The sequence below is a fragment of the Runella sp. R5_40 genome (assembly GCF_057652295.1).
Genome location: NZ_JBYFCH010000008.1, coordinates 13,400 through 25,316, shown reverse-complemented (window position 1 = coordinate 25,316; position 11,917 = coordinate 13,400). Strand labels below are relative to the sequence as shown.

Sequence of the window (11,917 nt, the reverse complement as noted above, 5' to 3'; positions counted from 1 at the left end):
TGCAAGGGCTAACAAAAGCCCTTTTTATTTTTGTTAAAAATTTCGCCCAACACATGAGTTCCTTCAACATAAAACAGTTAGTAATTACGCTTCGCATTTACAGTCTGCTGACGGCTGCTTTTTATTTCTTACTACTGGGTTGCTCCCAACCCATTTCTCCAACGGGAGGAAAACGAGATACCATTCCGCCAAAGTTGATAAAGAGTATTCCTGAAAATAAGCAAACCAACTACAAAGGGAAAACCATTGAACTTGAATTTGACGAGTACATTGTAGCCGAAAACCTACAGCAAAAATTGTTGGTTACACCCGACCCAGGCGAGTATGAATACAAAGCAAAACCAACGAGTGTTCGCCTTGTCTTTAAAAAATCACTGGATTCAGCCAAGACATATTCGTTTTCATTTGGGGACGCAATCAAAGATTTTAGCGAAAAAAATCCTGCCAAAAATTTACGACTCGTATTTAGCACAGGGATTGGAATCGACTCTGCCCTCGTAAGGGGAGAGGTGAAAGACATGCTTACCAACAAGCCCATGTTTGATGTCTTGGTTGGGCTGTACCCACATTCGGATACGCTCAATATCGAAAAAATGAAGCCCATGTATTTTACACGGTCGGATAGTTCGGGGAGGTTTAGTATCGAAAATATTCAGTCCAACCTCTATCGTCTTGTGGCTTTCGATGACAAAAACCGTTCATTTACCTACAATTTGAAGACAGAGAGAATCGCTTATTTAAGGGATAGCCTCGTCATTAAAGATTCTACGCAATTCTCAGGCGCTTCCCTCAAACTGTTTTTAGCCAATACTACCCCCGCAAAAGTGAAGGGAACCATCCCACGGACCTATTATTATTCTATCAATTACGACAAGGGTTTTGTGGATTATAAGGTCAAATTTGATAATCCAAATGACTCCATTCCCTACCTTCAGAACGGCCCAAACGAGTTAAAATTCTTCAATACCAAGAATAGGAAAGACACCTTAGTGGCAAAAATTATGATTCGGGACTCGGTAGGAATTATGTTTGAACACGTTCAAAAAATCAAATTTCGAGAAGCTCGCAATGCAGGGAAAAATAGTGATAGCAATAAAGAACCGTTTGATATGAAAGTCAGTCACCAAGACAATGACCCAATCGAACCTCGGTTATTTACTTTAAAGCTCACATTCAATAAACCCTTAGCAGAGGCTAGGTTGAACCAAATTCAGTTGGTGAGCGATAGTCTTAAAACCGAGCAACTACTGCCTGGTGATTATACATGGGAAAATAATAAAACCATCCTCACCCTTACCCACCAAATTTCAGCCCGTAAGTTGTTGAAAGTTGTCCTTCCCAAAAGCACTTTTTTTAGCGTAGAAAATGACACCATTCCAGAGCGGATATTTAAACTTCCCATCATGGAAGAAGAAGAGTATGGAATGTTAGAAGGAGAAATTAAGGGAGCTAAGCAACCTTTTATTGTAGAATTATTGGACGAGAAGTTCGAGGTAGTCAAAACATCCACAAAACCATCCTTTCAATTCAGTTACTTAAAACCAGCCCTCTATAATATTCGGGTCATTGTAGATGAAAACCAGAATGGGAAGTGGGATGCAGGCGATTTTAAAACCCGAAAATTGGCCGAACCCATTCTTTTTTATCCTGATGCCATCAAAGTCAAGAAAAATTTTGTCTTGAGTGGTATAGATATAGACTTATCCACAAAATAATTCACAATTCACATACGATGTGGAAAAGCTAATGCGCCTCTTGGCGCATTTTTTGTACGTACTCAAAATAAGCGTAGGTAGGTTTTACTCTGTGAAACGTCATTTTCACAAAAAAGAACATTTGGCGGAAAAAATGTTAACAACATTGTGGATAACTGTTTTCATTCACACAATTTAGTGGATAACCCGGGGATAAGGGTGTCGATAACCTTTTTGAATTGTGGAGAATTATTTGTCCACATCCACTGTGTGGGAATCTACACAGGTTTTGCACATCATTTCAAGGTGTTTTTCACACTGATTTTTGTGGACAAATAGTCATCCACATCGTTGATAAGACTATCCACAATCCACGCCAAAATGTGAACAATTGTTTATTTGCTTGAAAAACAGTAATTTCAGTTGTGGAAAAAAATAAAAACAAGTGGATAACCTTATATTTTATTCACAAAAGCGTTTTAGAATAAAGTGGAAAACTTGTGAATAGTTTTGTTTTCCACTTATCCCCGGCCTTAATTAACTTTAATAGTTTTAAAAATTAATATTTATTGTTTTTATAATGGGAAAAGAAAAAGTGTGTATAACCCCAAATCGGGTGTGGATACTACTCGTGGGGCTAGGCTTGTGGTTAATGACCAGTGTGGCTTATGCGCAAAGCGACGCTGACTTAGCGGATGCCTATTTTCAAAAAGGAGAGTGTGATAAAGTCGTTGCACTTTATCAAAAAATATTACGCAAAGACTTCAACAAGATTTATCTGAGAAGGTATGTGAGCTGTTCAATTAAATTGAAGGATTTTGAAGAAGCGGAAAAGTTTTTCAAACGTCAGCAAAAATCAGACGCTCGGTTTGGCTATTTATATACGCTCTATTGGGGACGCATGCTCGAACAAACGGGACAAATGCCCCAAGCAATGCAGAAATACGATGAAAGCCTAGCACAAGTGCCTTCTAAGGACATCAATGCGTATAAAGAACTCTCTGATGAGTTTCGGGAAATAGACAACACAGAAGCGGCGATAGGGGCCTTACTGAAAGGACGTGCTGCTGCGGGCAACGAATCTATTTTCAAAATGGAGCTGGCGTCATTGTATGCCCAAACGGGAAAGACCGAACAAATGATTGAAGAATTGCTGAGTCTTGGTTTGGCCATTCAAAACAAAGAAGTGATTCAAAACTATTTGCAAGATTTTCTCAAAGAAGAAAAAGACCAAGCGAAATTTGAGAAAGTATTGTATGAAAAAATTCAGCGGCACCCAAATGAAACTTTCTATGCTGAGATGCTGATTTGGTTTTTTACCCAGAAAAAACAATTCGGAAAAGCATTCATCCAGGAAAGAGCACTTGATAGAAGGCTCAAATACAACGGAACAAAAGTGTTTGACTTAGGAAACTTGGCGTTGCAAAACAAAGATTACAACGCGGCCATTCAATCATTCGATTATCTGATCAAAGAATATCCACAAGGGCAGTTGTATCCTTATGCACGCCGTATGGTAATTGTGGCCAGAGAAGAACAAGTGAAGAATACCTTTCCGATTGAAAAGCCAAGTGTGCGTAAACTGATTGATGATTATCGAAAATTATTATCAGAGTTGGGTCAAAACAACCGCACTTTAGAAGCAATGCGCAGTATGGCCAATTTGTACGCGTTTTACATGGATGACAAAGACTCGGCTATTGTGGTACTTCAAGACGCCGTTAAAATTGGACGTGCTGAAAGTGATTTTATCGACAAATGTAAATTAGACTTGGGAGATATTTATTTGTTGAAAAATGAACCTTGGGAATCCACATTGCTGTACTCCCAAGTGGAAAAGTCACAAAAAGAAACCCCACTAGGGTATGAGGCCAAACTTAGAAATGCACGACAATTCTATTATACGGGTGATTTTGAATTGTCGAAAGCCTTACTGGACATCCTGAAAATGGCCACATCGCGAGAGATTGCCAACGACGCAGGCTCGCTGAGTCTATTAATTCAAGATAATACGGGTTTAGATACCTCAGAAGACGCGATGAAGGAATATGCGTCGATTGACCTGCTTTTGTATCAGAATCAACCAGAGCTTGCGCTAGGGCGCTTAGACGAGATGTTGAAAAAATACAAAGACCATACACTAGCCGACGAAATCTTGTGGCTTAAAGCAAAAACCTACGCCAAAATGGGGGATAATGTAAAAGCCGTGGAAAACTTGCAGGTAATTGTGGATAAGTATGCAATGGACATTCTTGGCGATGATGCACTTTACATGATGGCTGATTTGTACCAAAATCGACTCAAAGACAAAGACAAATCAATGGAGTTGTATCAAAAATTGCTTGAAAAGTATCCAGCGAGTATTTACGCGGCTGATGCGCGAAAACGATTTAGACAACTGCGGGGAGACAACCTTTAATAATCAACAGTTATCCACAATAATGTGTACAAACGTGAATAAGTTAGGGAAAATAAATAGTTTGTTGATGGTGGGTGTATGGCTGAGTTTGTCGGCTTGTTATACCTCAAAAATATACGTAGTTCGACACGCCGAACGGCTTGACCAAAGTGCAGATACGCCGTTGTCAAGCGCGGGCTTACAACGGGCGCAAGCTTTGGCAGATAGCTTAAAAAACAAAAACATTGACCGAATCTTTGGAACAAAATACCAACGAAACCGACAGACAGCCCAAGTACTTTGTGATGTTACAGGAAAAGGATACGAGGTGTACGAACCCCATCCGACCGAAGTGATTGTAAAAACAGTGGAAAAAATAGGCAAGCAAAATGTAGTAATTGTGGGCCACAGCGACACGGTGTTAGAAATCGTCAAGGGATTTGGCGTAACACCAACAAAAGCTAAAATAGAATCGTCGGATTATGATAATTTGTTTGTGATTACGGTAAAAAAAGGAGTAGGAGGTAGCCGTAAAACATTGGAAGAAAAAACATACGGGGCACAAACGTTGCCATAACGTCCCCCAATCCGTCCACAGTAGAAAAACAAAAAAGTGCAACAGATTGATGACCAACTTGTTGCACTTTTACTTTGTAGCGGGAACAGGACTCGAACCTGTGACCTCCGGGTTATGAGCCCGACGAGCTACCAACTGCTCTATCCCGCGATATAATGGGACTGCAAAGGTAAGAGCTATTTTCAAAAAAACAACTATCTTTGCAAAAAAATATTTTTTTTATCGACACCTAGCCCCTCTACATGTGCCAGAGGGGCTAGGTGTATTAATACGAAAACAATGACAATTGAAGATAAAGAGGTGTATAACAATCCCAATCATCGGGCGGGGTTTATTAGTATTGTTGGAAAACCTAATGTAGGAAAATCGACGCTAATGAACGTTTTGGTCGGAGAAAAGCTTTCTATTATTACGTCAAAAGCGCAAACGACCCGCCACCGCATCATGGGGATTTTGAATGGAGTTCACGAAGAAACCGAATTTCAATTGGTTTATTCGGATACCCCAGGCATCATAAAACCCCAATACAAACTACACGAATCAATGATGGAGTTTGTAAAAGGCTCGTTGGAAGATGCTGACATCGTTTTGTTTGTCACTGATATTTTTGAAAAACACGACGAAAGTGAAGTACTAGAACAACTTTCAAGAACGGAAGGCGCCCTAATTTTAGTCATCAATAAGATTGACTTAGCCACCGAAGAGCAAGTTCAAGAAAAAATAGCCTATTGGAAAGAAAAGCTATTTACGGCGGCCATCGTGACGGTATCGGCTTTGCAGCAAGAGGGGATAGACAAGCTCTTCACGGCCATTATGGAGTATTTGCCGATACACCCACCGTATTTCCCAAAAGATGAGCTTACCGACAAGCCAGAGCGCTTTTTTGCCTCGGAAATCATTCGAGAAAAAGTTTTTTTGAACTACAAAAAAGAAGTTCCCTACAGTACGGAGGTATTGATTGAGGAGTTTAAGGAGAAAAAGGAAATCATCGTCATTCGGGCGGTAATTTTGGTGGAACGTGCTAGTCAAAAAGGAATTATCATCGGCGACAAAGGCGCGATGTTGAAAAAGATAGGAACCCAAGCGCGGGAAGATATGGAACAGTTTTTTGGTAAAAAGGTGTTCTTAGAACAATACGTAAAAGTAGAACCCGACTGGCGAAACAAAATTCAACGCTTGAAACAGTTTGGATACGATAACTAAGGGAAAAGGGCTGTAGGCACATCTCAAGCGAATGTGCGAAAGGGGGTATAGTTTGACCCGAGCCTTGATTACCAACATTTTACACTTTTTTCAATGTCAAATATAGTAGCAATAGTAGGACGCCCAAACGTGGGCAAATCAACGCTGTTTAACAGGTTGATTCAACAACGGCAAGCCATCATGGATGACCAAAGTGGGGTGACCCGCGACCGTCATTACGGCAATTCATTTTGGACAGAACAGTATTTTACAGTTATCGACACTGGCGGATACGTAGTAGGTTCGGAAGATGTCTTTGAAGGTGCCATTCGTGAACAAGTTGAAATCGCAATGGACGAAGCCGACGTGATTTTGTTTATGGTCGATAGCATGACAGGGCTTACCGACCTAGACAAAGAGTTTGCGAATGTAGTACGTAAGTCGAAAAAACCAGTGTATCTGGTTGTTAATAAGGCCGAAACCCGTGACCGTGAAATGGCCGCTGCCGAATTTTACGAACTGGGTCTTGGAGAGCCTTACGCTATTTCGTCGCAAACGGGTTTTGGAACGGGCGATTTGCTCGACCAAGTGGTAAAAAATTTCAAAAACGCAGGGATTGAGGATCCTGATGCAGGCATTCCTAAAATCTCAATCCTTGGTCGCCCCAATGTAGGAAAATCGTCGTTCTTAAACGTTTTAACGGGCAAGGAGCGAAGTATTGTGACCGACATTGCTGGAACCACCCGCGATGCCATCAACACGCGTTATAAAGCCTATGGTAAAGATTTTATCTTGATTGACACGGCAGGTATTCGTCGCAAATCACGGGTGAAAGAGGCCATTGAGTTTTATTCAACGCTGCGTTCGGTGAAAGCCATGGAGGATTCGGACGTTGTGCTTGTGATGTTAGATGCTTCGCGTGGTTTAGAAGCCCAAGATCTTCATATTATTGGAATGGCACACAAAGCCAAAAAAGGCATTGTGGTAATGGTCAATAAGTGGGATTTGGTTGAGAAAGACTCAAAAACAGTGGACAAACTCCGTAAAGAGATGATTGAACGATTGGCGCCTATGGACTATATGCCCATCATTTTTGCGTCAGTTCATGAAAAGCAGCGGATTTTCCAGGTGATGGAAAAGGTGATGGAGGTGTATGAAAACAAAACGAAGAAAATCACGACTTCTAAATTGAATGAAGTAATGCAAGCGGAGATTGAGCGTTATCCGCCACCAGCACACCGTGGTAAGCACATCAAAATCAAGTACATGATTCAATTGCCTACGCCGTCGCCAACCTTTGTTTTCTTCACAAACCACCCTAAATACATCAAAGAATCGTATATCCGATATTTGGAGAATAGAATGCGAGAAAACTTTGATTTTGAGGGAGTTCCGATTACAATATTCTTCCGCGATAAATAGGGTTTAGTCGATAGTCCATGGTCGATAGTCAACAGTTTGTAGGTATAAATGCAATACCATCGACTGTGGACTATCGACCGTTGACTATCAACCAGCCATTACTTTACAATTTTTAGCTCTTTTACCAAATCAGAACCGCCTAGTTTTTCGATGCACCAAAGCACGTAGCGGATGTCAACGTTGATACAACGTTTGAATTTTTGGTCGAAGACAATATCACCCGACATCGCTTCCCAGTTGCCGTCAAAAGCCAAACCAATCAATTCGCCTTTGGCATTGAGCACGGGGCTACCCGAGTTACCACCCGTAATGTCATTGTTAGTAATAAAACCGACACTGACTTCGCCGTCGCTATCCGTGTATTGACCAAAATCTTTGGCTTTGTACAGGTCAAGAAACTTCTGTGGTAAATCAAATTCGTCGTCTTTTGGTTTGTACTTTTCAATAACCCCCGAAATCGTCGTGCGGTATTTGTAGTGAACGCCGTCGCGTGGGTCATAGTCTTGCACATTTCCGTAGCTCACACGCAAGGTGCTATTGGCATCAGGGTATTGAACCAAAGCTGGATTCATTTCGCCAAGCCCTTTGATGTAGGTACGGGCCAATCGTTTGTCAACTTCTTGAAAATCAGTGCTGTACTTTGCGTATTTTGCAACGTAGTTTCTTTGAAAATCAGAAAAATACTTAAATGCCCAGTCGTTGGTCAATTTCTCATAATTAGGGTTTTCCAAGAACTGAGTAAATCGGCCTTTGTCAGTAAAAATGCTTGTAAGATAAAGGTCTTGGGCAAATTTTTTGAACGACTCCTCAGGAGTTCCTGCCGAAAATTTCGATAAAATCTCCCCAACGATGGCAGGATGTTGGTCTTTCGGAATATCGTTGTAGAAAGCAAGGAGTGTTTGGGCGACAATTTTCTGGTCAGAAGGTAAATTGAACGACTTGAAAAAAGTCTCCCCTGCCGTTTTTAAGCGCTCAGAAGCTGCTTTTGTGGTGGCAGCGTCTTTAAATCCATTGGCACTCATCACTGCTGGAAGGGCGATGTTGACCAAATGAGCCCCAAAAATTCCCTGAGAAAGATACACAGAGTGAGTCGAGTAAGGTTCGTAGGCTGCGTAGGCTTTTTGCCATTCTTCAAAAATGCTTTCGTACTCGGCTTTCCCTTTGGCCCATTCTTTAAATTGGTTTTCGAGGGCTACTTTTTGGTCATACACTTTGAGGTGAACGAGTTGTTCGGTTTGACCAATAAAGTATTTCCAATAGTTGGCAATGCTGGCATATTCAGACGCAAGAGCAAGTTTAACTGCCACGTCTTTATCCATTTCTTCTTTCCACGCTTCCAAACGTACCCCACGGTTTTTTACAATGCCTGGGTTTACTTTTTCAATCGCCAATTTGATTCCCATAGAAGTCTCGTAGCGGTTGGTACGTCCTGGAAACCCAAATACCATTGCGAAGTCCCCTGGTTTGATGCCTTTCAGGGAAATAGGTAAGAATTTTTTTGGACGGTACGGAACGTTGTCTTTGGAGTAATCGGCTCCTTTGTTGTCTTTGTTGGCATAAATACGAAATACCGAGAAATCGCCCGTGTGGCGAGGCCAAACCCAGTTATCGGTATCACCTCCGTATTTTCCGATGCTTTGCGGGGGAGTTCCTACCAAACGAATGTCGGAGAATTTTTCAAAAACAAACAAATAATAGGCGTTCCCTTTGGCAAATTCCCGCACGGAAGCGTTGTAATTGGTGCCTTCGGTGGCTTTTTGAGAAAGCTCATTGCCCAATTGGTTGACTTTGGCAGCGCGGGCTTTTTCGTTAAGACCTGCCAATTGAGGGAGAACTTTGTCTGTCACATCCTCCATTCGTACCAATATGTCGATGTAAAGGTCTTTGATGGGGCGTTCTTCGTTGGAAGATTTTGCCCAAAAACCGTTGTCGAGAATGTTGTCTTCTGGAGTGGAGTTTGTTGCGATGGCATCGTAGCCGCAGTGGTGGTTGGTAAACAAAAGACCTTGGTCGGAAACGATTTCGCCCGTGCAAAAACCGCCGCCCATGCGAACGATGGCGTCTTTTAAGCTGGCATTGTTGACGTTATAAATCTCTTTTGCGGAGAGTTTAAAGCCTTGTTTTTTCATTTGGGCTTCATTTTTTCCAATCAAAAGCGGAAGCCACATCCCTTCGTCGGAGGGATTCCCAGCCCATGCCAGCGAGCTTGCCAACAAGGCGCACAGGGTTGTTTTAAGTTTATTCATGGTTTGCTAAAAACAGAAATGTAATAAAAAGTAACTATTGGTTGAACGTAGATTTTTCTGATTTTGGAAAGGGGAATGCTACTTCTAAAGCAGAATTCCCAGCAAAATGCCACCAAAAACAATCATGTAAGGCGGCGTTTTGGTGAAGTAAAGTAAACAAATTGTGAGCAGAATACTAAAAATACCCGTAGAAGTGGTAGCAGTCGCCATAAACATCCGAATGACGGCCGCGATGGTTAGGCCAACACTGGCGGCATTGAGTCCTTCGAGCGAAGCTCTGACGCCTCGGTATTTTTTTAATTCGTTCCAAAAACGATACACAAAGAAAATTAAAAACGTACCTGGGAGAAAAATACCAAAACTTGCGGCCGTACTGCCAATGAGTTGCCCAAAAACCCCATCGTCACGCATGGAAAGCGCGCCAATGTAAGACGCTATCGAAAAAACAGGACCAGGGACAATCTGGGCCAAGGCCATACCTGTTAAAAACTCTTGCTCTGAGAGCCATTGTTTAAACTCCACAAACTCCGTGTAAAGCATGGGATTAAGTACTTGCCCGCCGCCAAATACCAAACTGCCATTTCGGTAAAAGTTTTCAAACAAGCGAATCGGGAGCCAGTTGGTAATTTTCCCAAGAAGGGCTGCTGCAATGAGTACGCCAAGCCAAAGAAAGAAGTTGGCCCACTCGATGCGAATAGGCGTTTTGTCCAATTTTTGGAGTCGTTGGTATTGAAAAGATGTAATGACACCACCTAAAATCACGACAATGGGTGTCATGTAGGGTGAGGGAAAAATGTACGATACGACCGCCGATATTCCTAAAATAATCCAATGTGACTGATTATGAATGACTTTGGAGCCAATCGAATAGCCGCCGTACGCTAGAAAACCAATGGCCATTGGCTCTACAAAACGCATGAACGACAATGAAATGTGGTGTTGCTGGAGGTAAGAAATCCCCAATGCTGCCAACGTCATGACAATTACGGCAGGCAACGACCAAATCAGTACGGTAAGATAGGCAAGGGTAGGACCTCCGATTTTAAAGCCCAAAGCCGTGATGGTTTGGGTAGAAGTAGGGCCAGGAAGTACTTGGCAAAGTGCCTGTAACTCAAGAAGTTCGGCTTCAGTAATGTAGCGTCTTTTTTGAACAAAACGTTCCAAAAACATCACCAAATGCACTTGTGGACCTCCAAAACACGTCAACGCAAGAACGAGAACATCTTTGAGAAAGATGAGGTAGCGAATTTGCCTAACGTGTGAGTGTAAAACTGATTCCGACAAGTGATTAAGTGGGCTTAGTCTCCTCACTACCTTCCGAAAAAGCAGTGAGGAGGCGGGTGATTAGGCTTTTTTCAATCCAAGCTCAATGAGGCGTTCGTTTAGGAATTCGCCTGCAGTCATGTCAACGTACAATTTGGGGTGTTCGGCCGTAACGCAACTGCTCAAACACGTCAAGTTCATTTCGGCCCGTGGGTGCATAAAAAACGGAATCGAGTACCGCGACGTATTCATCTTTTCACGTGGAGGATTGACTACGCGGTGAATCGTTGACTTGAGTTTGTGGTTGGTGAGGCGGTCGAGCATATCGCCTACGTTGATGATGATTTGGTCGGGAGAAGGGGTGGCGGCAATCCAAGCTCCGTCGCGACGGAGTACTTCTAATCCTTCGGCACTGGCACCCATCAACAACGTAATCAGGTTGATGTCGCCGTGGGCAGCCGCCCGAACGGCTCCTTCGGGTACGGTCTCGGGGTCGAGTGGGAAATAATGCAAGGCGCGCAGAATACTATCTCCGTTACGCACTTTGTCTTCAAAATAATCTTCGTCCAAATCGAGATACAGGGCAATGGCGCGAAGAAGGGTTTTACCCGTATTTTCAAATGTGTTGAAAACCAGTGTTGTGTATTCTTCAAAGTTAGGTACTTCTTCGGGGAAAACATTGGAAGGCATTTCACCTTCGGGAGTAGGCTGTCCTACGTGGTAAAACTCCTTTAAATCAGCTACTTTAAACCCTTTCGCTTTTTCACGCCCTTTACTGACGTAGCCACGCTGACCGTTGAGTTCAAGAAATTCGTATTTGTATTTGACTTCGTCTGGTTGTTTAAAAAAAGCCTGAACTGTTTCATAAAGCTTCACCCGAATGTCTTCCGTCAGGCCGTGGTTAGAAATGGCTACAAAGCCAATAGTATTAAAAGCAGAACCTAAATCTTGGACAAATTTGGCTTTGCGCTCAGGATTGCCCGATGTAAAATCGGATAAGTCTAAAGACGGGATTTCGTCTAAAAGAGCAATTTCTGACATGATAGTTGATGATTTGGAATAAAAGAAAATATCCGCTACTGGTCAAATAGCGGATATCCCAACAATTTGGGATTCATTTCTACAAAGTTTGAAA

Annotated in this window: 8 protein-coding genes and 1 tRNA gene; 5 read left to right on the top strand and 4 right to left on the bottom strand. The window is 42.3% G+C overall.

Annotation, left to right across the window (positions count from 1 at the left end; genetic code table 11):
- The first annotated feature begins 53 nt into the window (after positions 1 to 53).
- From AC23N5_RS15785 to AC23N5_RS15775, 3 genes are all read left to right on the top strand, one after another.
- Entirely contained in the window at positions 54 to 1,715 is a 1,662-nt protein-coding gene (locus tag AC23N5_RS15785) for an Ig-like domain-containing domain (protein WP_487756330.1), read from the top strand.
- 595 nt (positions 1,716 to 2,310) lie between these two features.
- Positions 2,311 to 4,113: a tetratricopeptide repeat protein gene (locus AC23N5_RS15780; RefSeq protein WP_229599998.1), complete on the top strand. Its 1,803-nt coding sequence runs from the start codon at positions 2,311 to 2,313 to the stop codon at positions 4,111 to 4,113.
- A gap of 34 nt (positions 4,114 to 4,147) precedes the next feature.
- On the top strand, positions 4,148 to 4,669 hold the full coding sequence (locus AC23N5_RS15775) for a histidine phosphatase family protein (RefSeq protein WP_487756329.1): 522 nt from the start codon (positions 4,148 to 4,150) through the stop codon (positions 4,667 to 4,669).
- 77 nt (positions 4,670 to 4,746) lie between these two features.
- Here AC23N5_RS15775 and AC23N5_RS15770 read toward each other — a convergent pair.
- Positions 4,747 to 4,819: transfer RNA gene (locus AC23N5_RS15770), tRNA-Met, on the bottom strand.
- A 129-nt stretch (positions 4,820 to 4,948) separates the two neighbouring features.
- Between AC23N5_RS15770 and era the strand changes: the two genes are divergently transcribed.
- A complete protein-coding gene (era, locus tag AC23N5_RS15765; RefSeq protein WP_183978770.1) occupies positions 4,949 to 5,872 on the top strand; it encodes a GTPase Era in 924 nt (307 codons plus the stop codon).
- Between the two features lie 93 nt (positions 5,873 to 5,965).
- Positions 5,966 to 7,273 carry a ribosome biogenesis GTPase Der gene (gene der / locus AC23N5_RS15760; protein ID WP_183978768.1) on the top strand — a complete coding sequence of 436 codons (1,308 nt, stop codon included), beginning with the start codon at positions 5,966 to 5,968 and terminating at the stop codon, positions 7,271 to 7,273.
- Between the two features lie 98 nt (positions 7,274 to 7,371).
- Here der and AC23N5_RS15755 read toward each other — a convergent pair whose 3' ends face one another.
- From AC23N5_RS15755 to AC23N5_RS15745, 3 genes are all read right to left on the bottom strand, one after another.
- Positions 7,372 to 9,519, bottom strand: a complete 2,148-nt coding sequence (locus AC23N5_RS15755) for a S46 family peptidase (protein WP_487756328.1) — start codon at positions 9,517 to 9,519, stop codon at positions 7,372 to 7,374.
- Positions 9,520 to 9,603: 84 nt separating this feature from the next.
- Positions 9,604 to 10,803 carry a chromate efflux transporter gene (gene chrA / locus AC23N5_RS15750; protein ID WP_487756327.1) on the bottom strand — a complete coding sequence of 400 codons (1,200 nt, stop codon included), beginning with the start codon at positions 10,801 to 10,803 and terminating at the stop codon, positions 9,604 to 9,606.
- Positions 10,804 to 10,863: 60 nt separating this feature from the next.
- Entirely contained in the window at positions 10,864 to 11,823 is a 960-nt protein-coding gene (locus tag AC23N5_RS15745) for an isopenicillin N synthase family dioxygenase (RefSeq protein ID WP_487756326.1), read from the bottom strand.
- Positions 11,824 to 11,917 lie beyond the last annotated feature (94 nt).

What these genes read in the sequence shown, in the direction of transcription:
- AC23N5_RS15785 (WP_487756330.1), top strand. Translation starts at nt 54, where the DNA reads ATGAGTTCCTTCAACATAAAACAGTTAGTAATTACGCTTCGCATTTAC.
- era (WP_183978770.1), top strand. Translation starts at nt 4,949, where the DNA reads ATGACAATTGAAGATAAAGAGGTGTATAACAATCCCAATCATCGGGCG.
- der (WP_183978768.1), top strand. Translation starts at nt 5,966, where the DNA reads ATGTCAAATATAGTAGCAATAGTAGGACGCCCAAACGTGGGCAAATCA.
- AC23N5_RS15755 (WP_487756328.1), bottom strand. Translation starts at nt 9,519, where the DNA reads ATGAATAAACTTAAAACAACCCTGTGCGCCTTGTTGGCAAGCTCGCTG.
- AC23N5_RS15745 (WP_487756326.1), bottom strand. Translation starts at nt 11,823, where the DNA reads ATGTCAGAAATTGCTCTTTTAGACGAAATCCCGTCTTTAGACTTATCC.